Source organism: Variovorax sp. RTB1 (genome assembly GCF_035018765.1).
Taxonomy (GTDB): domain Bacteria; phylum Pseudomonadota; class Gammaproteobacteria; order Burkholderiales; family Burkholderiaceae_C; genus Variovorax.
The window spans coordinates 21,700-42,069 of the sequence record NZ_JASJXG010000043.1 but is presented as its reverse complement, the minus strand read 5'-3'; the positions used below and the strand labels follow the sequence as shown (position 1 = coordinate 42,069).

At 62.9% G+C, this 20,370-nt stretch carries 24 protein-coding genes and 1 pseudogene; 10 read left to right on the top strand and 15 right to left on the bottom strand.

Annotated features, from left to right (window positions below):
- Together mdlC and QN397_RS21105 are read right to left on the bottom strand one after the other, a co-directional pair.
- Nucleotides 1-1,067, bottom strand: a 1,067-nt coding sequence (gene mdlC / locus QN397_RS21110; protein ID WP_323501860.1) for a benzoylformate decarboxylase, incomplete at its 3' end; no start/stop codon positions are given.
- A 238-nt stretch (nucleotides 1,068-1,305) separates the two neighbouring features.
- The gene (locus QN397_RS21105; protein WP_323498238.1) at nucleotides 1,306-1,758 is read right to left on the bottom strand and encodes a hypothetical protein; all 453 of its coding nucleotides are present in this window, start codon (nucleotides 1,756-1,758) and stop codon (nucleotides 1,306-1,308) included.
- 236 nt (nucleotides 1,759-1,994) lie between these two features.
- On the opposite strand from QN397_RS21105, the gene QN397_RS21100 reads away from it, so the two are divergent.
- Complete coding sequence (locus QN397_RS21100) at nucleotides 1,995-2,192, top strand: hypothetical protein (protein WP_323498239.1); 198 nt, start codon at nucleotides 1,995-1,997, stop codon at nucleotides 2,190-2,192.
- Between the two features lie 34 nt (nucleotides 2,193-2,226).
- Here QN397_RS21100 and QN397_RS21095 read toward each other — a convergent pair whose 3' ends face one another.
- Nucleotides 2,227-2,802, bottom strand: coding sequence for a lipocalin family protein (locus tag QN397_RS21095; protein ID WP_323501859.1), 576 nt, complete (start codon nucleotides 2,800-2,802; stop codon nucleotides 2,227-2,229).
- 354 nt (nucleotides 2,803-3,156) lie between these two features.
- Between QN397_RS21095 and QN397_RS21090 the strand changes: the two genes are divergently transcribed.
- Both QN397_RS21090 and QN397_RS21085 read left to right on the top strand, forming a co-directional pair.
- Nucleotides 3,157-4,056, top strand: a complete 900-nt coding sequence (locus tag QN397_RS21090; protein WP_323498279.1) for a TauD/TfdA family dioxygenase — start codon at nucleotides 3,157-3,159, stop codon at nucleotides 4,054-4,056.
- 42 nt (nucleotides 4,057-4,098) lie between these two features.
- Nucleotides 4,099-4,347: pseudogene (locus QN397_RS21085) on the top strand (ABC transporter substrate-binding protein); the annotation flags it as partial.
- Between the two features lie 21 nt (nucleotides 4,348-4,368).
- Here the strand turns inward: QN397_RS21085 and dmeF are convergent.
- Nucleotides 4,369-5,355 (bottom strand): CDF family Co(II)/Ni(II) efflux transporter DmeF, encoded by a 987-nt coding sequence (gene dmeF, locus QN397_RS21080; RefSeq protein WP_323501858.1) that lies wholly within the window; start codon nucleotides 5,353-5,355, stop codon nucleotides 4,369-4,371.
- Nucleotides 5,356-5,402: 47 nt separating this feature from the next.
- On the opposite strand from dmeF, the gene QN397_RS21075 reads away from it, so the two are divergent.
- Nucleotides 5,403-5,678, top strand: coding sequence for a metal/formaldehyde-sensitive transcriptional repressor (locus QN397_RS21075; protein ID WP_323498242.1), 276 nt, complete (start codon nucleotides 5,403-5,405; stop codon nucleotides 5,676-5,678).
- Between the two features lie 99 nt (nucleotides 5,679-5,777).
- Here QN397_RS21075 and QN397_RS21070 read toward each other — a convergent pair whose 3' ends face one another.
- The 6 genes from QN397_RS21070 to QN397_RS21045 all read right to left on the bottom strand — a co-directional run bounded on the left by QN397_RS21070 (nucleotide 5,778) and on the right by QN397_RS21045 (nucleotide 9,955).
- Complete coding sequence (locus QN397_RS21070) at nucleotides 5,778-6,119, bottom strand: hypothetical protein (protein ID WP_323498243.1); 342 nt, start codon at nucleotides 6,117-6,119, stop codon at nucleotides 5,778-5,780.
- 111 nt (nucleotides 6,120-6,230) lie between these two features.
- Nucleotides 6,231-7,169 carry a hypothetical protein gene (locus QN397_RS21065; protein WP_323501857.1) on the bottom strand — a complete coding sequence of 313 codons (939 nt, stop codon included), beginning with the start codon at nucleotides 7,167-7,169 and terminating at the stop codon, nucleotides 6,231-6,233.
- A gap of 123 nt (nucleotides 7,170-7,292) precedes the next feature.
- Nucleotides 7,293-7,484: a hypothetical protein gene (locus tag QN397_RS21060; RefSeq protein ID WP_323501856.1), complete on the bottom strand. Its 192-nt coding sequence runs from the start codon at nucleotides 7,482-7,484 to the stop codon at nucleotides 7,293-7,295.
- A gap of 270 nt (nucleotides 7,485-7,754) precedes the next feature.
- On the bottom strand, nucleotides 7,755-8,396 hold the full coding sequence (locus tag QN397_RS21055) for a glutathione S-transferase family protein (protein WP_323501855.1): 642 nt from the start codon (nucleotides 8,394-8,396) through the stop codon (nucleotides 7,755-7,757).
- Nucleotides 8,397-8,876: 480 nt separating this feature from the next.
- Entirely contained in the window at nucleotides 8,877-9,215 is a 339-nt protein-coding gene (locus tag QN397_RS21050) for a hypothetical protein (protein ID WP_323501854.1), read from the bottom strand.
- 209 nt (nucleotides 9,216-9,424) lie between these two features.
- Nucleotides 9,425-9,955, bottom strand: coding sequence for a peptidoglycan DD-metalloendopeptidase family protein (locus QN397_RS21045; protein WP_323501853.1), 531 nt, complete (start codon nucleotides 9,953-9,955; stop codon nucleotides 9,425-9,427).
- 103 nt (nucleotides 9,956-10,058) lie between these two features.
- Between QN397_RS21045 and QN397_RS21040 the strand changes: the two genes are divergently transcribed.
- From QN397_RS21040 to QN397_RS21030, 3 genes are all read left to right on the top strand, one after another.
- A complete protein-coding gene (locus QN397_RS21040) occupies nucleotides 10,059-10,796 on the top strand; it encodes a tRNA-uridine aminocarboxypropyltransferase (protein ID WP_323501852.1) in 738 nt (245 codons plus the stop codon).
- A gap of 369 nt (nucleotides 10,797-11,165) precedes the next feature.
- Complete coding sequence (locus QN397_RS21035; protein ID WP_323501863.1) at nucleotides 11,166-12,368, top strand: MFS transporter; 1,203 nt, start codon at nucleotides 11,166-11,168, stop codon at nucleotides 12,366-12,368.
- Between the two features lie 125 nt (nucleotides 12,369-12,493).
- Nucleotides 12,494-13,135 carry a phosphatase PAP2 family protein gene (locus QN397_RS21030; protein ID WP_323501851.1) on the top strand — a complete coding sequence of 214 codons (642 nt, stop codon included), beginning with the start codon at nucleotides 12,494-12,496 and terminating at the stop codon, nucleotides 13,133-13,135.
- Nucleotides 13,136-13,201: 66 nt separating this feature from the next.
- Here QN397_RS21030 and QN397_RS21025 read toward each other — a convergent pair whose 3' ends face one another.
- On the bottom strand, nucleotides 13,202-14,506 hold the full coding sequence (locus QN397_RS21025) for an ArgE/DapE family deacylase (protein ID WP_323501850.1): 1,305 nt from the start codon (nucleotides 14,504-14,506) through the stop codon (nucleotides 13,202-13,204).
- 274 nt (nucleotides 14,507-14,780) lie between these two features.
- Here QN397_RS21025 and QN397_RS21020 point away from each other — a divergent pair, with 274 nt between their 5' ends.
- Nucleotides 14,781-15,092, top strand: coding sequence for a high-potential iron-sulfur protein (locus QN397_RS21020; RefSeq protein ID WP_323498254.1), 312 nt, complete (start codon nucleotides 14,781-14,783; stop codon nucleotides 15,090-15,092).
- The gene (locus QN397_RS21015; protein ID WP_323501849.1) at nucleotides 15,089-16,003 is read left to right on the top strand and encodes a hypothetical protein; all 915 of its coding nucleotides are present in this window, start codon (nucleotides 15,089-15,091) and stop codon (nucleotides 16,001-16,003) included. The genes QN397_RS21020 and QN397_RS21015 overlap by 4 nt, the downstream gene beginning before the upstream one ends.
- Before the next feature lie 15 nt (nucleotides 16,004-16,018).
- Here the strand turns inward: QN397_RS21015 and QN397_RS21010 are convergent, their stop codons facing one another.
- A complete protein-coding gene (locus QN397_RS21010) occupies nucleotides 16,019-18,277 on the bottom strand; it encodes a heavy metal translocating P-type ATPase (protein ID WP_323501862.1) in 2,259 nt (752 codons plus the stop codon).
- Nucleotides 18,278-18,375: 98 nt separating this feature from the next.
- Between QN397_RS21010 and cadR the strand changes: the two genes are divergently transcribed.
- The gene (cadR, locus tag QN397_RS21005) at nucleotides 18,376-18,822 is read left to right on the top strand and encodes a Cd(II)/Pb(II)-responsive transcriptional regulator (protein WP_323501848.1); all 447 of its coding nucleotides are present in this window, start codon (nucleotides 18,376-18,378) and stop codon (nucleotides 18,820-18,822) included.
- A 73-nt stretch (nucleotides 18,823-18,895) separates the two neighbouring features.
- Here the strand turns inward: cadR and QN397_RS21000 are convergent, their stop codons facing one another.
- The 3 genes from QN397_RS21000 to QN397_RS20990 form a co-directional block, all read right to left on the bottom strand.
- Entirely contained in the window at nucleotides 18,896-19,627 is a 732-nt protein-coding gene (locus QN397_RS21000; protein WP_323501847.1) for an SDR family NAD(P)-dependent oxidoreductase, read from the bottom strand.
- 59 nt (nucleotides 19,628-19,686) lie between these two features.
- The gene (locus QN397_RS20995) at nucleotides 19,687-19,854 is read right to left on the bottom strand and encodes a DUF2256 domain-containing protein (RefSeq protein ID WP_323498258.1); all 168 of its coding nucleotides are present in this window, start codon (nucleotides 19,852-19,854) and stop codon (nucleotides 19,687-19,689) included.
- A 157-nt stretch (nucleotides 19,855-20,011) separates the two neighbouring features.
- Nucleotides 20,012-20,365, bottom strand: coding sequence for a DOPA 4,5-dioxygenase family protein (locus tag QN397_RS20990; protein ID WP_323501861.1), 354 nt, complete (start codon nucleotides 20,363-20,365; stop codon nucleotides 20,012-20,014).
- Nucleotides 20,366-20,370 lie beyond the last annotated feature (5 nt).

The following is a 20,370-nucleotide window of genomic DNA, read 5'->3' as shown; positions in this document are numbered from 1 at the left end:
TGCGGGGCGAGGGGGCGCACAAGCAAGTCCTGTACGCCGAGCCGGATATTTCCAACCGCCGTGGTGCCGACCGGAGTCCATGCCGCCATCGTCGGGTCGTCGATCAACTGACCCAGCATGGCGCCGGCGGGCACGTGCGGGCCGTGGCCTTCCACGTGATAGATGAAGGCAGGCGCACCGACCGCGAAGATGTAGTCGTGACCGCCGAGCAACTGCACGATCTTCTCGCGCATGGCGGGCAGAAAGCCGGCGAACAGGCGATGGTCTTCCGGGAAGCCGCAGCGGCCCGACATCGGCGCCACCCACACGCTGGCGTTATGCCGCTCGGCCAGCGCCACTACCGCATCCCAGGCCTGGCAGCGGTCGACCGCGGTGCCCACGACAAAAGCAGGGCGTCGGCTCGCGTCCAGTGCATCGCCGATGAGACCGAGCACCATCGGTTCGGGACGGGACTCGGTGCTCACCACGCGGGGCAACACCGGCTCGGTCAGGCAGTCCCAGTCATCGGCTGGAATCGATACCAGCACTGGACCGCGCGGCTCCTGCATGGCGATGTAGTACGCGCGGGCCATCGCCAGCGGCACGTCTTGGGCGCGCGCCGGTTCCACGCTCCACTTGACATAGGGCTTGGGCAGCTCGGTCGCCTGACCGGAGAAAAGGAAGGGGTCGAATGGCAGGATCGACCTTGCCTGCTGGCCGGCGGTGATCACCATCGGCGTCTGGTTTTTGTACGCGGTAAAGATGTTGCCCATCGCATGACCGACGCCGGCCGCCGAATGCAGGTTGACGAAGCTGGCGTTTCGCGTGGCCTGCGCATAACCATCGGCCATGGCCACGACCACGGCTTCCTGCAGGCCCAGCACGTAGCGAAAGTCTGAGGGGAAGTTGCGGAACAGGCCCAGCTCCGTAGAGCCCGGGTTACCGAACATCGTGGTCATGTGGAACGCGCGGAGCAAGTCCAGCACGGCGGTGCGGACGGTGACATGGGTGCTTGCGGCGGTTGCTGTGGCGGCGACAGCATCGGCTCCGTCATTCAGTGCGATGTCGGCTGCAGGGTTTTTTGTCATCGAAGTCTTCTGTGATCCAGGCTTGGTTTCGCCCGTATCTTGCCTCGTGTTCGGACCTTGCGGCGCGTCGGCACGGGCAGTGTCCCTCACGCGCGATTTCCCGCGTCTGCAAACCACAGGACCAGAAAGTCGCTCATCGTGGGTAGCACGACGCTCGGTTCAATGCGTTCCGATACCGTCGGCCGACGAAATCGGGTCGCCGCGGCACTCGCGCGCGCGGCTTCCCGGAAGCTAACGACTACCGACGGTCGCTCTTTCGCATGAACGACACGAGCAGCGCTGTCAGCACCGCACCGCCTGCCGCTGCGATCAAGGTCGCGCGCACGGGCTGGTCCATGATGTATTGCTCGCTTTGCTTGCGCGCGGTCGACAACTGATCCTTGATGTCGGCAACTTTTTTTCCGGCGGCGTTAACGGCGTCCTTCGCGTAGGCGCGGCCTGTTTCGATCGCATCCTTCCCGGTTTGCCTTGCATCGCGCACATAACTGCGGGCCGCGCTGGCTGCATCGTGGCCGAGCACCTTTGCGTCATCGGCGCTGTCCTGCAGAGAGTCCTTTACCGAACTCAGTGCGTCGTCACTGACAGCGCGGGAGGCTTGCGCAAAATTCTTTGCGGTGTCGAGCGCGTCGCCTGCAGTTCCACGAGCTTCATCGGCTAGTTGCGATGGGGATTTGACGTTGTCTGGATTCATGAAACACCTCTATTGAATGACAGGGAGACACCTTGTCGCCCGTGGATGTCAGTTTGGCGGCGAGACGACCTCACGACGTGTCGGCCCGCACGGGGTGGATCCGTAGGGCTTTGACCTATGGTTCGTCGAGCGCCGGCGACCAACATTCCGGCAAATGTGTGACGTAAAACGCGCTATGCGTACGCCCCGGCAGTCGGAGGAGAGGATTGGTGAGAAGAACGGCCTAGCATCGGGGCATGCAGATTCCTGACACCGATACGTCCGAATACGCCGCCCTGATAGAGATGGCCGCCACTGGAGGCCGTGCCCGGGATCCGCGCATTGCGCCTTTTGCAGCTGTGATGACACCACGCTTCTGGGGCCGTTCGCCGGAGCACTCGGCGGGAAAATCGCCGGCGCGAAACGACCGCCAGCAGGCGTTCTACCCGAACTGAATCACCGGTACGGCATCGGCAAACGCGGTGCGCCTCACTTGATTGCGACCTGCGGCACGCGCTGCAGCTTGTCGACGTCGTAGCCCTGGCTTCCGACGAATGCGGTCAGGCGCGCCAGGTCAGATTCTGGGATCGTCGGCGTGCGCGCCATGATCCACACGTAGTCTCGCTTGTCGCGGGTGATCACCGTCTGGGTGTAATCCGGCGAAATGTAAGAGATTCGGTAGTCCGCCTTGATCGGCCACACGTACTGCTGGCCCCACACCGCGTTCGCTCCACCATCCATCACGAAGCCACGCGAGCCGTAGCTTTTGCGCGGCCCGTCTGGCGCATCGGCGTTGAAGCTGAAGGTGGTCGGAATGGTGCCGTCGGCATCGAGCCGGTAGCTGTCTTTGGCGTTGTGCGCGCCCTTTTCCAGGAATGTCGGAATGTTCGCGATGACATACCAGTCGCCCATGAACCGCGGCAAGTCCACCTTGGGTGCCAGCGCGACAGGGCTTCGGCCCGCAGAAGGGGAGGTGGCGCATGCGGCAAGCAGCGCGATCGCTGCGAGGGCCAGCACGGCAACCGGGAGTGTGGTGCGGAGGGTGTTCGACGTGCGCAACTTCATGGGTGTTCGAGGCCAAATATTTCGTTGAGCCGATCATTGCCGGAGGGGCGCAGACGCGTGAAGGCGCCCGCAGAAACCCTGCGTCAGACATGGCGCACATCGAGTCGGCACACGGTCGGATGGACTGCGTTGGAACGACAGCCCGGACACCACCGGTTGGCGCGCTGCTTCCGAGGCGCTCTTCGGCTCGACCAACGGTTGCGCCCCAGGGCGGCCGATCGGTTTTCAATCAACCGATTTTTCATAAGCAACCAAGAAATCAATCGTTCGTGTTTGCCGGGTGCAAACCTAAAGTAAGGGTCTCGTTTGAAGAACAAGACTCGCATGACCGCCATTGCTACAGTCCCATCAACTATGCCAACGGCAACATCGACCGATTCGGCGGCCGACTCGATCTCATCGCAAGCTTTCGAAGTCCGGCGCTTCGACGCACCTGTCGGCGCCGAGATCGTCGGGCTCGATATTTCCAAACCGATTGACGCGGTGGACTTTGCGCGCATCCATCGCGCGCACCTGGATCATCACGTGGTGGTGTTTCGCGACCAGAACGTTTCACCTGAAGCGCAAATCGAGTTCAGCCGCCGATTCGGCCCTCTCGAGATTCATGTGCTGCACCAGTTCCATCTGAAGAATCATCCCGAGATCCTGATCGTTTCGAACATCAAGGAAAACGACGAGCCGATCGGGCTTGGCGACGCCGGTGTGTACTGGCACTCCGACATTTCATACAAGCCGAAGCCGAGCCTGGGTTCGCTGTTGCATGCGCAGGAATTGCCAGCGGAAGGGGGAGACACGCTGTTCGCCGATCAACATCTGGCGTGGGAAGCATTGAGCCCGAAGCTCCAGCAAAAGGTCTTGCATTTGAAGGCCGAGCACAGCTACCTCGCCAAGTACGAAGACCTGCGTGCGAAGAATCCCTGGCGGCCGAAGCTGTCGCAGGCACAGATCGATCAGGTCGCACCTGCGGTGCAGCCGGTGGTTCGCACCCACCCCGAAACGGGCCGCAAGGCGCTGTTCGTAAGCGAGCATTTCACGACCCGCATCGTCGGCCTCCCGCAAGATGAAAGCGACGCACTGCTGGGAGAGCTGTTCGCTCACAGCGTGAAGCCCGAGTTCGTCTATCGCCACGCGTGGAAGCCGCACGACCTGGTGTTCTGGGACAACCGTTCGTTGATGCATCTGGCGGCTGGTACGGCGGGCAACCTTCGTCGGAAGCTCTATCGCACAACTGTCATTGGCGACACGCCAAGGTAGCTGCTCGCCCCCAGGTCGCTGCGCACTTCGTCTCGCGAGTTCGACGCCAAGGTCGAGTGGATCAAGCTGTCGGTTGGTGCGGCCATCAACGACGCCTTGCTGTCAGGCAACAAGGACCGGACCAAGGGCAAGCAAAACGTGAAGCGCATGGCGTCGCTAGGCCACTTTCCGTACTACCTGGTGCGCAACAACACTGCGATCAAGACCATCGCAGATTTCACCGACAAGGACCGCATCGCATTGCCGGCCGCGACGTTCGAGCGGCTGACCGTTCGGCGCTGGGGTCAGCAGCGTTGAGTCGTCGGAGAAAGCTCAGGACGCGATCGGGCGATGAGCCACGTCAGCAACACGGTGTTCCACGCGGTTGACTTCGACTGTGATGTGAACCAGCTCTTCATGGACGCGCAGCTGCTGCTTAAAAAAGTCTGGCTCGACAGCCGCCGTCGTCGCGAGCGAGACGATGCAGGCGTACTTGCCTTTGCCGACGCGCCAGACATGCAGGTCGCACAACGTCGCCTTGACCGGACTGGCATCGATCACCTCCCGAATCTCCTGCACCACAGGCGCGTTCATTTCTGCATCCAGCAGTACCCGACCTGAATCGCGCATCAGCCCGTAGGCCCACACTGCCACCAGCCCGGCACCGACAATTCCCATGACGGGGTCGAGCCACGCTGCGCCCCACAACTTGCCGCCGAACAGCGCGACGATGGCCAGCACGGACGTCGCGGCATCGGCCACCACATGCACGTAGGCGGAGCGAAGGTTCAGGTCCTGGTGATGCGCATGACCATGGGCGTCGTCGTGACCGTGACCGTGGTGTTCGTGCTGATGACCGCCGCGTAGCAGCCACGCGCAAGCGAGGTTGACCAGCAAGCCGATCACGCCGATCGCGATGGCTTCGTCGTAATGGATCGTGGTCGGCGAGGCCAGCCGCTCGACCGATTGGTAGAGCATCAGCGCCGCGACCAGCGTCAGCAGGATCGCGCTGCTGAAGCCGCCGAGCACTTCGATTTTCCAGGTGCCGAAAGCGAAGCGACTGTCGCCAGAAAAGCGTCGGGCTGCTGCATATGCGATGACCGACAAACCCAACGCCAGCGTATGCGAGCTCATGTGCCATCCATCTGCCAGCAGGGCCATGGAGTTGAAGGTCCAGCCGCCTGCGATTTCGACCACCATCATCACGGCGGTCAAAACGACTACCCCCTTGGTCAGGCGTTCGGCGAGTGGATTGCCTTCGTCGAAAGCGTGGGAGTGCTGCCAGCTCAAAGGTGACTGGGCGGCGTCGTCTGTTTGCATTCACATACTCTACCCCAGTATTCGTTCGGTGCCTTTTACAATGCACCATGGCACACACGATCACCGACAAAAAGCCCTTGCTCGCACGCGTCAGGCGCATCAAAGGCCAGGCAGAGGCACTGGAGCGCGCACTTGAAGCCGGCACCGAATGCATGGCGGTGCTGCAGCAGATCGCGGCGATCCGCGGGGCGGTGAAAGGCCTTATGTCGCAAGTGCTCGAAGGGCATCTCCGCGAGCACATAGGGCCAGGGAGCGACGCATCGCATGACCGTATGGAAGACGTCGAGGCCATCGTCTCCGTGCTTCGTTCCTACATGAAATGACAGTCGAGGTGAGGTCGAGGGAACCGCACATGAACGCCGACGTGGCAACGCTGTATATGGGGATACGCTGGGACGCCTGCTCGGCTACTCATCAGTCAATCAATCGAGTTGCGCAATAGCCCGGGCAAAGTAGGCACGGTGCGCACCGGAAAGCAATGTGAAGGCATCGCGATCGCCCGCTGTCGGAAAGACGCCGACCAAGCATTGACCAACTTCAACCGGGTCGCCGTGTGCTGGCCGATAGACATCGCCCGTATACCGGGCATACCGGCCTTCCACCAACTCGCAGCGCGACGCTCTGAGCATTGCGGCGTGTGCTCGATCGAGGTGGTGGCCGACGAAGATCGCGACGTGTTCGTAAATGTCGGTCTTCAGTGAGCCAGAGCGGCAATCGGCCTGGATCTTGTCGTCCACCGACAGGAATTGAAGGGTCAGCACCATTGTTCAATGATGCTTTTTACCTGGCTTTCGTGGTGCCCGTTCGTCGGCTCAAGACGTCCTCAAAGAAGATGATGCGCTGGTGCTGTTTCGCTGTTAAGCGACGTAAGCGACTCACCAATCGCTGCTGGAATCGCCGCCGCCGCCGCCACCGCCACTGTCCCATGAGCCGGCATCGGAAATTCCGAAGTCGGAGCCGCCCATGTCTGCATTGGTATCCGGTCCGAGATTGTTGTCGAAAGCAGGCTGATCGCGACGTTTTTCGGCTATGTCGTCAGACCTGTCGCGTTGGCTGAAGTGCCGCACGGCTTGCTCGACTGCGACCGCGCCCAAGCCAACGGCGGCGCCCGTCATCAACGCGCCACCCAGGCCGGAAGTTGCCGATGGCGCGGCGGGCGCCGGTGTGGCATAGGGGTAGTTGGGTTGTGCCGTCGATCCCGGTGCGTAGCCAGCCGGAACGCCGCCATACGAAGGATTCGGGTAGCCCGTTTGCGCAGTGACCGGCGCACTGCCCGGCGCACCGGGTGCACCGCTTGCACCAGGCCTTGCACCCGAAATTCGCTTGAACATGAAGAAGCCTGCCGCGATCAGCAGCACCACGATGCCTGTCTTGGCCGGTGCGCCGAGACCGGACGACGCGACGCTCTGTGATTCGACCACCTTTGTGGACGCGGGCCGCGCTGCGGACGCTGGTCCATCGATCCGCTGGAGTAAGCCTGCAACCGCTTCTGGCTTGGCAAAAGGCAGGCCTGGCGCCAGCGCCTCGGCCCTGGCGTAGGCTGTCTTCGCCGCCGCGAGCTTGCCTTCTTTGGCGAGCAGTTCCGCGTGTACGAAATGAGCTTTGGCGCTGCCCGGATGCGCCGTCAGCACCGTGGCGATCATGCTGTCGGCTTCGGAGAGTTTTCCGCTCTCCGCCGCCTTGTAGATCTCGTCGATGGAAGGCTCACGAGCGCGGGTCGCGGCAGTGTCGGCCTGTGCCAGCGCCAGGACAGGAACGGTCAGCGCGAGCGCCAGAGCAAGATGACCGAGATGAATGACCAGACGTTTGAACATGGGAGCCTCTTTCCTTCCAAAATTGTTCAAGCGACTAAATCACGCGTGGCTTAGGGCAGGCTTAAAGAAAAGAGTCCCGGCAGGCTTGGCGCCGAGGTCTTGCCGATGTCTCGCCGCGGACTTTCAGCGTTTGCTGCTCGCGATAGAGCGGAGCCAGTCGTCGTGATCTGTCGACAGAAAAATGCCGGCGGCCGCAATCGCTACGATGACGATCGCCGATATGGCGATGTCCCAGTGGCCGCCCTTCAGCTTGCGTGCGTCGATCAGGCGGCCTGCCAGCAGCAAGACGATCGCGCCTGTGCCGAGCAGCAACATCAGGAGCAGAGCGTTTTTCATGGTCCGTAAATGTACGCGGGGTTGCTGTCGACGAACCACCCCCGTCGTGCAGGACAAAAAAAGGCCCGCGCGGGGCGGGCCTTTGGAAGTGTGGCCCTTGAAACCACCTTGGAGAACCAAGCCTCAAGCGTAGTCACGCGGCTGCGACACGCCAAGTCGGTCAAAGGTACACGTTGTCGTACTTTTTCGGAACTAGTTGGCAAAAGTGGCGGAACTTTTGCTGTCCCCTTCACTTTGTCAATTGCCTGGTCAGTCGAGCAGCAGCTTCATTCCGGGGTCGCCTTTTTGCATAGCGCGCTGGTAGGCCGGGCGGGCCGCCACGCGTTGCAGGTAGGCCCGCACATTGGGGTACGGCGCGAGATCGAACGGGAAGAAGTAACGCATGGTGGTCAACGAAAAGACCATCATGATGTCCGCGGCGGTCAGGCGCTCGCCGGCCAGAAAAGGCGTCTTGCCGAGCCGGGTTTCCATCATCGTGAAAGCATCGAGCAGTCGGCTCCGGATGCGCGCGGCGATCGGGTTGTCTGCGGGCAGGTTCAGCCGACTCATCACCATGTTGCGGCCCATCGCAGGCTGGAAATTGCCGTTTGCGTAGTGCCACCAGAAAACATATTGCGCGTAGTCGGGGTGCGTAGGCGCGAGCATCAAGCGCCCGCCGCCATGTCTGCCGATGATGTATTCCATGATGGCGCCCGATTCCGCGAGGACGATTTCGCCGTCTTCGATGACGGGTGCGGTGCCCATGGGATGTAGCGCGACGAGCGAGGGCGGGGCAAGGCCGGTGACTGGGTCACGGACGTGGTGTACGAGGTCGTAGTCGAGGCCGAGTTCTTCGCAGAGCCAGAGAATGCGCTCCGACTGGGATTTGCCGAGGTGATGGACGGTGAGCACAGTTGATTTTCAGGAGGGTTGGAGATGCTCGATCTTGCCCCGACACCGCCCGCGCACGCGGTCGGAACATCCTGGTGTGCTTGCGGGGATGCGTTTGCCCACGCCGGCGCAAGTGATTCGGTGGCTGCCATACAGTGAGGCATGAATCGATTTTTGTTGTTCTACGCAGTAACTGCTTTCTGCGTGGGTGCAGTGAACGAAGCGTCCGCGCAAGCGACCCGCGGCGCGCCCGCCGGTACGACCGCGCAGTGTGCCGATGGCACCTTCAGCTCCGACCCGAGGCGGCCATGCGTCGGACGCAAAGGTGTGCAGTCGCAGGGTGGGGCGGGCTCGACGCCTGTGCAGCCGCAGGTGGCGCCGGCATTTCCGCCCAGCACGCCGCCGCCCTCCAGTTCGCGAGCCCAGGGCTCTTCGATCCAGGGCCTGCCTGCGGGGACCACCCAAATGAACTCGCCGACTCGACGCTAACGCCGACGTTGATCAGCGCCCTGCCGCCGACACCCGTACCAGCGTCGCGGCCCTCGATCCGGTCATGCGACAGAACTCGTCGCGCTCCATGTCCGATGGAAAGCAGTAGACAGTGCAGCGACCGATGACCGCGTGGGACGTGGGCGCATCGGGTGCGGTCCGCCTGAGTTCGCCGTCCCATCGCTGCCAGCCGTCGGAGGCCTGCTCCGCAAAGGTCTGTGCGGAGTCTCCAGCAAGCTGGGTCAAGGCTGCGTAGGGATGACACACCGTGTCAAGAGTGCGCAACTCGCAAACAGCAGTCAGCCGCTTGTCGGGCGTCTGAAAATGAAGGTCGGCGCGGCTGCGAGGCATGCTTCAGCTTAACGCTGCACGGACACGCTCGAACGGATCTGCCACGACCACATCGAGAACGTGCGGCGCCATGCCAACCAGCGCGGTGTATCTGGGTATCAGGAGGATCCTAAAACCATCCTCACCTCAGTCAACCATGTGGTGTGTTGTGTCATCCCGTCTCCGTCCAAGATTCTGATGTGGGGCGACATCGTCAACATCGATGTCGCTTATCTCCCTTGCAGATACGGCGCTGGATTCGTGGCAACGCCATCCTTCCGGACTTCGAAATGCAGCTTGACGCGGTCGGTACCCGTGCTGCCCATGTCGCCGATCTTCTGGCCTTGCTTGACTTGTTCGTCTTCACGCACAAGCACGCGATCCAGATGCGCATAGGCCGTGATCAGCTTGGCGTTGTGCTTGATGATAATCATCGTGCCGTATGACCGCAGCGAATTGCTGACCAGCATGACGCGCCCCGATGCAGCCGCGATAACCGGATCACCGCGGCTGCCGTCGATGTCGATGCCCTTGTTGCGCACCCCGTCATAGCCTGCAATCGTGTTGCCCGCCGCGGGGCGAACGAAGCTGCTGTTGCCTGTTGCCGGCGCGGCTTGTTCCGACGGTCCCGGCTTTGCGGGCGCCTGCCGAGGTCCGCTCTGTTTGCTTGCGGCGCTCTTGACGCTCGCTGGCTGATCCTTCGCGCAACCTGCCAACACGACCGCACTCACTGCGGCAACCAAAACGAATGCTGCGCGCACCCAAATTCTCTGCACCATATGTCTCTGACTTCCCTGACTTTTTTGCACTCGCTCATGCTACACGGCGCTCTCTGACGGGCCGAAGACGCCTGAGAATCCCCGCATGCCTCATGCCGTCTCCCGCCTGCGCGCCGCGCGCCTGGCCCGCAGTGCCAAACCCTTCTTCGCCCGTGGTGGTTTCAAGCGTGAGCGTTGCACGGGTTGCCGTCTGGTTGCCAGTCACTGCATGTGCGCATTGCGTCCGTCCGTCGTCACGCGTGCCGGCGTATGCCTGCTCATGGCCGATATCGAGCCGCTCAAGCCGAGCAACACGGGCTGGTTGATCGCCGATGTGGTGGTCGACACCTTCGCATTCGGATGGTCGCGCACTGAAACCGATCCCGCACTTCTGGCCTTGCTGAGCGACCCGCAGTGGCAACCCTATGTCGTATTCCCAGGCCAGTACGCAGCGCCGGGCCGGGTGGTGCATGCAGTGGCGCCGTCCAGCGCTGCCCATGGTGAACCGGTCAAGCGCCCGCTGTTCATCCTGCTCGATGGCACCTGGGCCGAGGCACGCAAGATGTTTGGGAAAAGCCCGTACCTCGACCCATTGCCCGTGCTCAGTCTGCAGCCCGATCGGTTACCGCACTACAAACTGCGCCGCTCCGGCCGCGACGATCATTTCTGCACCAGCGAAGTGGCTGCGCTCTGCATGAATCTGGCAGGAGAGCACATTGCAGAGCGAACGCTGGACGCGTACCTCGCGGTCTTTACGCACCACTATCTTCAGGCGAAGAATCAGTTGCCTGTCGCGTGGGATGGGGTCGCGCATCTGCGGTTGCGCGAGGCGTCTGTTGGCTAGCCAATATGCGTTGAACCTCCGGTTCAAGCCGGATAGCCGTCGTACGTCCATCAATGTGGCCGGCAGCAGGGCCCGTTGCGTTCCTTCAGCATTAATAAGAGAAGCCGACCTTCGTCAAAATTGCTGAACGGCCAGTTGCCGACGCTAGCGAAGGGCGGCTTCAGGCTCGCGTCCAGGCGTCGCAAAGAGGTAAGTGCTGCTGACAGCCGCTTTGACGGCGGATACACAGGTATTGCGGGAGCGCCGGAGCGCCAGCACGAGGGGTCGCCTTCCTTGGAGCTCTTTAGTGGAGGGCGCCTATCGGGGTTATCGTTCGGCGTCGGCCACCACGCGCTGAAACACCTTACAAGGCTCCAGAGGCCATCCAGGATGACGACAGACGAAGTTCCGTCGGAGACGATCAACACCACGCGACTGCCTGCAGGCATTTGGGCGCTCGGTTTCGTCAGCCTCTTGGCTGACATCTCTTCGGAAATGGTGCACAGCCTGCTGCCGTTATTCATGGTGTCTGCACTTGGCGCAAGTGCCTTCATGGTCGGCTTGGTGGAGGGCGTGGGCGAGGCGACAGCCTTGATGGTGAAGGTCTTTTCGGGCGTGCTTTGCGACTACTTCGGCCGGCGCAAGCCTTTCGCCATTGCCGGCTACGCGTTGGGCGCTTTTTCTAAGCCTTTATTTGCGATAGCCCAGACCACAGGCATGGTCCTGACGGCGCGACTGGTGGACCGGGTTGGCAAGGGGGTGCGAGGCGCCCCGCGAGATGCCTTGGTCGCCGATATCGCGCCGCCACAACTTCGAGGCGCGGCCTTCGGTCTGCGCCAATCACTCGATACGGTCGGTGCATTCATCGGGCCCCTTGTAGCAGTGGGGCTGATGATCGCCTGGTCAAACGACTTCCGGGCGGTGTTCTGGGTCGCCGTCATACCTGCGATAGCGTCCGTCGCATTGCTGGGCGTCGGCGTCCGGGAGCCTGCGCGTGAAGCCGGCTTGAAACGGACGAATCCTCTGCGTCGAGACAACCTGCGCCAGCTCGACCGCGCTTACTGGTGGGTCGTTGCAGTGGGCGCAGTCTTCACTCTTGCCCGCTTTAGCGAGGCATTTCTGGTCCTACGGGCGCAACAGAGCGGGATCCGGATGGCCTGGGTGCCGCTCGTCATGGTTGTGATGAGCCTGGTCTACTCGCTATCGGCCTATCCGTTCGGCAAGCTCTCCGACCGTATGAGCCACCGAGCGTTACTTTCGATGGGTCTGTTGATACTCATTGCTGCCGACCTGGTGCTTGCGTCGAACTCGCACTGGGTCAGTGTCCTGTTGGGCGTGTCGCTTTGGGGCCTGCACATGGGCATGACGCAGGGCCTGCTCGCGACGATGGTTGCCGACGCGGCACCGGATCATCTGCGCGGCACGGCGTTTGGCTTCTTTAACCTGATGAGCGGGTTGGCTGTGCTTGTAGCCAGCGTTCTCGCCGGCTTGCTGTGGGACGGTTTGGGTGCTCCAGCAACATTCATCGCCGGAGCGGCGTTCTGCGTGTTGACGCTGCTCGGTCTGCGGTTCGCCCCGCTTCGTTTGCGGTGATTGACTGGATCAAACACCGACTCGCGTCGCCGCATCTCGCCGCCGCCATACGGCGTTTCGCGCCGCAACTGGATTTCGCTCGTGCCCGCCTGTCCCCGAGCAGCGAAGTGGGGCTGAGGCTGACCTTGAGCGTTCTGCTGTTCATCGGCGCGACGTGGCTCTTCGCAGGGGTGGCCGAAGACGTCGTCACCGGCGATCCGCTCGTCAAGGTCGATCAAATGATCACGCACTGGTTTCAGCGGCACTCGGCAGCCGGCGTCACGCGCTGGATGTTGCTTGTCACTGACGCCCATAACGCCATTCCCATCAGCGCTATCGGCCTTGCGTTCGCGGTTTACTTAGGGTGGCGACGAGATGGGTACTGGCTCCTCACCTTGCTTCTGGTGCTGCCGGGTGGCATGTTGTTAAACCTGGTGCTCAAGCAGATCTTTCAACGCGGGCGCCCCATTCTCGAAGAGCCATTGCTGGGCCTTTCCAGCTATAGCTTTCCGAGCGGCCATGTGACGGCAGCAACGTTGCTCTACGGCGTGCTGGCCGTCTTTCTCGCGACGCGAACGCCCAAGCTAGGCTGGCAGGTGACGCTTTACGCGACGGCCTGCCTGGCAGTTCTGTTGGTGGCAACGACGCGCATCTACCTCGGCGCCCACTATTTCAGCGACGTGGTCGCCGCAGCGGCCTGGGGCACGGCTTGGCTAGTTCTGTGCTCAGTGCTGGTGCGCGAACTCCGGCGACGAACCGCTCTTCGCCGGAGTGCGCAACCGCACTAGGGGTCCACCAACGGGCGCTTTTATGCCGTGTGCGCGCGCCGCTCAGGACGGTGGTGTTGCGTTCGCTCACCCCAACCGATTCACCCCACACCACCGTGCCATGAACACCGCCAGCACCGCGACCGTCTGCATCATGCTGTCGATCGACACCCACTCGTCGATGCCGTGGATGTTTGCGCCGCCCGAAGGGCCGTAGCAGATGGCGGGCGTCTCGCCGTAGAGGTTGAAAAACTTGGCATCGGTCGTTCCGGTGAACGACGTTGAAGTCGCTTCCTTGCCGACGATGTCTTTGTGGGCCTTGGCGATGGCGACAACGATCGGTGCGTCGTCCGGCACGTGGCATCCGTCGGCCTGGAAGCCTTCGTAGACGATCTTGTAGCTCAGTGCAGCGTGGGCGGGATGCGCCTCGTAGGCGGCGGCGAGCACCGCCTCGACTTCGGCCTTGACCTTGCCGACCTTCATGTCCGGATAGAAGCCGATCCGCACGTCTGCGCGACAGGCTGAAGGCACGGACGATGCCCATTCGCCGCCGTTGATCTTGCCGAGGTTGAAGTTGACCGGATGGTCGTGGTGCGCGAAGGAGCGGTAGCGCGCGCTCGGTGCGTTCCATCTGTCTTCGAGCTTTTTCAGTTCGCCGAAAAGGTAGTGAGTGAAGTCGATGGCGCCCACGCCGGTTTGCGCGACGGAGGCGTGCACCGGCTTGCCCAGCACTTCGATGGCGAGCCACAACACGCCCATCTGGCAGGTCATGATGCCGTTCTCGGAGATCGGTTCGGTGATGACGGCGGCGTCGGCGCGGTAGCCGGCCACCAGGCACGCGAGGGCGCCGTTGCCGGTGCATTCTTCTTCGATCACCGACTGAAAGTACACGGGAGACGCGGGCTCCAGGCCGATCGACTTGAGCGCCTTGAACGCCATCGTGTACGCGATGATGCCGGCCTTCATGTCCGATGCGCCGCGGCCATAGACGCGATCGCCTTCGACCCGGCCGGAGAACGGAGAGCCCTCCCACAGCACCTCGGCGCCCGTCGGCACTACGTCGATGTGGCCGTTGAAGATCAGCGAGTTGCCCTTGAACCGGCCGCTCGGCCGGTGGATGCCCACCACGTTCGTGCGGCCGTCGTAAGAGAAGATCGAAGGGGAATAGCCGGGGTGCGCCTTCAGCTTTTCTTCGTCGATCTCGAACTCGTCCACTTGCAGGCCGAGTTCGCCGAAGCGCTCGGCCATGAAGCTTTGCGCGCTCTTCTCGTGGCCGAGCAGGGAAGGGTGCTTGACCAGCGCGCTCAGCATGGCGACGCTTTCATCACGCAGGGCATGGGCAGCGGCGACGATGGCGGATTCGTTCGTCAGAACTTCAATGACTTCTTGCATGAGAACCATTCTGCTATCGAAGGATTGGCAGTGTCGTTGGAAACGGGCAGTGCGGTTGTGGCGGGGTGCGGCGCTGGCGAAGTAGGGTTGCCGCCAAAACGTGCTCGACCGCCGATGCGTTGTGGCGCTAATTCGAATGACGCGGTATTGAATCGTTATTCGATATGAAAAATAGCATTTAACGCTTCATTATCGTTTCACGAAAATGAATAATGAAGCAGAGAGCGCGCTACTAGCCGCCAGTTCCAGTTCCCCACAACCACGAAAGACCACGATGAACAAGACCGAGACCACACGCCGCATCTTTCTGCTGACCATTTCCGCCGGAGCCACTGGCTTCGGGCTCGACGCCATGGCGCAAGCCGCCGTTGATGAAAAAGATCCGCAGGCCGCAGCGCTTGGTTATGTGGCAGACGCCAGCCGAGTCGACGCGAAGAAATTTCCGAAGTACGCCGCCGGCCAGATGTGCAGCAGTTGCGCGTTGTACCAAGGCAAGCCCGCCGACGCGAACGGTGCTTGCCCGCTCTTCGCCGGCAAACAGGTGAGCGCCAAGGGATGGTGCAGCGCCTGGGCGAAAAAGGGATGACGAACTCGCACGCAATGGCCTCGCGCGCGATCAGCCGCAGGACGTTGCTCGGCGCGCTGACACTGCCATGGCTCGTGGGCGGTTGCACCACGCCGCTGCCGCTCGTGCAACCACCAGCGAACGATGCAGGTGCCGTATCGCGGCTGCTTGACAGCGCAGAGGCGCACGGCCTTGCCGCATACCGGCAGATGACCGATATCAATGTCAGCTACAGCGGCAAGTGGCGGCCGCTGGTGGGTCGCATCCAGCCCGAAGTCGTCGACGAAGGCTATCGCGGCAGTTCGCAAGAAAGGCTGCTGCCTTCGACCGCTGTCGTGGCACAGGCCTACACCGGGGCGAAGGGCAACAAGCACGTCTGGTGGCGCAGGGGTGGCACGGCGCCGGACGACGCAGGCGAGGTTGCGGTGTGGTTCAACGGCGTGCGCAGCGCCGATGACGCTGCGCAGCAGGCGGCGGCTCTCGTGGCCGAAGGCTATGGGCTCTTTCTGCTCGGACCGCTCTGGTTGAACGACCGCGGGCTGCGCATGCAGTCGGGCGGCACCGAGCGCGTCGATGGCCGCGTCTGCGATGTCGTCGACGTTTGGTTATCGCCAGGCTTGGGCCGAGTCGCCACCGACCGCGTCGCCCTGTGCATCGACCGCGGCGACGGGCTCGTACATCGAATGCGCTTCACGCTGGAAGGCTTCGCCAACACGCAAGGGGCGGTGGCAGAGGTCGACACCTTCGAGCATGAGCGCCGCTTTGGCGTGACGTGGCCGATGCGATCGTTCGAGCGGATCGTGCATCCCATCGCGTTGCCGGCTCACGATTGGCGCATCACCGGGCTCGATGTGAACCGAGGCTACGAGGCCAGGGAGGTGAGCGGACCGGCGTTCACAGGCGCGGCCGCAGCGGCTGCAACGCCGGTGTAGTTGCAAAGCCGCGCCTCAAGCCCGATCCGCAGTCGTCCGGGCCCGCATCAGCCGCAACCCGTTGGCGACGACCAGCAGCGTCGCACCCATATCGGCGAACACCGCCATCCACATGGTGGCCGTGCCGACCAGAGCGAGCACCATGAAAACGGCCTTGATGCCGAGCGCCAGCGAGATGTTCTGCACCAGCACCGCGTGCGTCTTGCGCGACAGTCGGATGGTTTCCGGAATGCGGCGCAGGTCGTCGTTCATGACGACCACGTCGGCGGCTTCCATGGCGATGTCGGTGCCCATCGCGCCCATCGCAAAGCCGATGTCGGCCTGCGCCAGCGCCGGTGCGTCGTTGATGCCGTCGCCAGTCATCGCAGTGGCGCCGAAGCGCTTCTGCAACGCCTTGATCTCGGCAAGTTTGTCTTCGGGCAACAGGTTGCCTTGTGACTCGTCGATGCCGGCCTCGGCCGCGATGGTCCTTGCCGTCGCGGTGTTGTCTCCGGTCAGCATCACCGGGGTCACGCCGAGCGCTTTGAGTTCCGCGATGGCCTGGCGCGATGATTCCTTGATAGTGTCCGCCACGGCGAAGAGGGCGATAACGCCGCGATCGTCTGCCAGCAGCGTGACCGTACGGCCCTGCTGCTCGTGCGCGGCAAGCTGGGCCGCGATCTCTGCATTGCTGTGGTCGCGCTCCTGCATCAGGCGATGGTTGCCAAGCACGTGGTCGCGTCCACCGACCGTGCCCTGCGTGCCGCGGCCGGGGAGGGCGATGAAGCCTTCAACCGTGTCGGCCTCTGCACGCGCGGCAGGCGAGCCGAGCCCTTGCGCGATGGCTTTCGACACAGGGTGGTCGGAGCGCTCCGCAAGGCTCGTCGCGATCCGGCCGACCCGCTCTTTGTCCGCGTCAGGGCGAAGCACCATCCAGTCGACCAGCTTCGGCTTGCCCTCTGTGATGGTGCCGGTCTTGTCGAGCGCGATGGCCTTGAGGTTACGTGCCTCTTCCAGATAGGTGCCGCCCTTGATCAGGATGCCACGCCGCGCGCCCGCCGCCAGCGCGCTGACGATCGTCACGGGCGTCGAGATCACCAGCGCGCACGGGCAGGCAACCACCAGCAGCACCAGTGCCTTGTAGATGGCTTCGAGCCAGGTGGCGTCCGTCAGCCACGGCATGAGCAGGGCCACGGCCAGCGCCAGCACGAAGACCGATGGCGTGTAGATGGCCGCGAAGCGGTCGACGAAGCGCTGAGTCGGTGCGCGCGTTCCCTGCGCTTCCTCGACCGCGTGAATGATGCGGGCCAGCGTCGTGTTGGACGCAATGCCGGTCACGCGAAACTGGAGTTCGCCCGTCTCGTTGATGGTGCCGGCGTAGACCGTGTCTCCGACGCTGCGATCGACCGGCAGGCTCTCGCCCGTGACCGGCGCCTGGTTCACCGCGCTGCGGCCTTCGGTGACCACGCCGTCGAGCGGCACGCGCTCGCCAGGACGGATGCGCACGATGGCATCGAGCACCACGCCGGCCGATGGCACCGTCTTCCAGCTGCGGTCCGCCTGCTGTACGTCGGCTCCTTCCGGCGCAAGAGCGACAAGGCCTTTGATCGCGTTGCGGGCGCGATCGGCGGCACGCGCTTCGATCAACTCGGCGATGGCGTAGAGCGCCATGACCATCGCGGCTTCCGGCCACTGGCCAATGACAAAGGCGCCGGTGACGGCCACGCTCATCAGCGCGTTGATGTTCAGCCGGCCGCGGCTCAGCGCCTTGATGCCCTTCGAATAGGTCTCGACGCCCGACAGCCAGATTGCGATTGCGGCCATGCCGAGGCCGACGTACTTCATCGCGGGGACATCGCTGGCGAAGAAATGCAGCGTCTCGGCGCCGATGGCCAGTGCGAGCGCGGCGCCGAGGCGAATCACACTGGACGATTGCTCGACATGAGCGTGGCCGTGATCGTGGTCATGCCCCGCATGGTCGTGGCCGTGGTGGCCGTCCTCGGCTGTGTGGGCCGCAGCTTGGCCTGCGCCGCTTCGAGGCGCGCTCACCGGCACTGGTTCGTAACCTGCGCTTTGAATAGCCTTGACAGCCAGCGGAATCACCTCGGCGGGCGCGTTGATGGCCACCGTTCGTGCGCCCAGCTGGAAGTTGAGGCTCTTGATGCCGACGACCTTGTCGAGCGCGCGGCGGATGTCGCTTTCTTCCACCGCACAGTCCATAGCCGGAATGCGGAACACCGTTGCGCCGGCGGGAACGGTTGGCTTGGCCGCGATGGCGGACGGCTTCTCTTTCATTTCAGGCACTGTGGTTTTTGTCATTGGCTCGATTGGAAACCCTGTAGCGGGTTTAGAGTCAAGCGCAAATGTCCAAACGGTTTTTTGGAGGGATTTCGATGAAGATCGGTGAACTGGCGCAAGCCACGGACACGCCCGTAGAGACCATCCGCTTCTACGAAAAGGAAGGGCTGTTGCCGACCCCGGCGCGGACCGAGAGCAACTACCGCATCTACGGCTTGGAGCACGTCGAACGGCTGATGTTCATCCGTCGGTGCCGCTCGCTGGATATGGCGCTGGACGAGATTCGTGCGCTGCTTCGCTTCAAGGAATCGCCGCAGGAAAACTGTGGCGGGGTCAGCGAGCTGCTTGAAGAACATCTCGGGCACGTCGCCCAGCGCATCCGCGAATTGCGTGCTTTGGAGAAGCAGCTGAAGGGCCTTCTGGAGCAGTGTTCGACGACCGCCGCTTCGGGCGATTGCGGCATTCTGAAAGAGCTGTCGAGCGAGGGGCCGGCCCGGGCTTTCAAGCGCGCAGTCACGAAGCACGTGCACGGCACGCACTGAAGCCCAGCGAGCGTGACCGGCGTCTGTCCGGTCGACGACTCGGTGACGGATGTCGCTCCGGAGTGCCCGACTGCTACCTTACGAGAGGCCGCACGGTAGTGAAGCCGCCGTCCACCGCAATCACCTGCCCCGTGAGGCGGGCTGCGCCGTCACTGAGCAGCCAGGCCATGACGTCAGCCACCTGTTCTGCAGTCTGCACGCCGCCCAAAGGGTACTGGCGCGCTGCGCCGTCACGCATGGCGGGCAGCTTCAGCATGCTGGCCGTCATCGGCGTTTCGGTCATGCCCGGTGCCACGGCGTTGATGCGCAGACGCTGCGCGGCGTAGGTGGCTGCGGCGCTGCGCACCAGGGCTTCGATGCCACCCTTGGCCGCAGCGATCGCCTCGTGATTGGCGACGCCGATTCGCGCCACCACCGAGCTCGCGAACACCGCCGCACCAGGCCCGCCCTGCAAAGCGCCGATCCAGGCCTGCAGCATGAATACGGCGCTGTCGAGGTTGACGCGCATCACCTCGCGGTAGGCGTCCTCTCGGGTGCGGTGCAGCGGTGCGATCAGCGTGCTGCCCACGCAGTGCGCCAGCAAGCTGGGCGCGGCGCCGAGCGCCTCCTGGCAGGCGGCAATGGCCTGGGCTGCGCCTTCGGGTGTGGTGGTGTCGGCGGCGATCCGCACGGCGGCTTCGACATCGGCCAGGCGGTCGAGGTCGCGCCCTGCCGCGGCGACGCGGAAGCCCTGTGCGTGCAGTTGGTGTGCCAAGGCGCGGCCGATGCCACCGCTGGCGCCCGTGATGAGAACGATCGAAGTCATGGGATGTATTGCGACGGTGATTGAGTTGGGTGAGATCAGCGGGCTGTGTGCTGCCGGATTTATTGGGCCGGACGTGGCTTTTGGCGGCAGGCATCCGAGCAGTACTTCACCTCGGCCCAGTTCTTCGCCCATCGACGCCGCCAGGTCATGGTCAGGCCACAACTCACGCAGGGTTTGCTGGGCAGCGCTGCCTTGTTGCCTTTAAAGCTTTCTTTGCTCTTTGCCATGTCGCAATGCTACGAGTTTCCGGGTCGATTTGAGGTCAACATCGAGGCAAACTCGGTGGCTGTCGCACTTTAGGCGAGTCAAATCCGGGTCAAACCTTCAGACTTAGCCCATGTGCGGTTGGATGCACTCGGGCTGAAAAATATTCAGCCAGTGAACTCAGCCAGTGAACCCCGCCAGATTCAAGACATGGGACTTGCCCAGCCAGACAGCACAGTCCCGGTGATCGCGCAGCGCATCGCCGGTGTTCGGATGAACGAACACGTCGAGCGTGCCGTGGTTGAGTGCAAGCCATCCCAGTACGTGCGGAAAGTCGTCAGGCGAGATGGCCAGCTGGTAGCTCCACATCGGGTGTGGTCCCACCGGCTTCTCGTGAAAGCGGCCGATGGCGATGCGGCCGGCCAATTCGATCTCGATGGTTTCGCGCAGCGTCCAGGCCGCCGCTCCTGTCGCGGCGTCGAAGTACACGTGGGCGTGCCAGCTGCCGATGGTCGAAGGATTCAACAGGGTCATGTTCA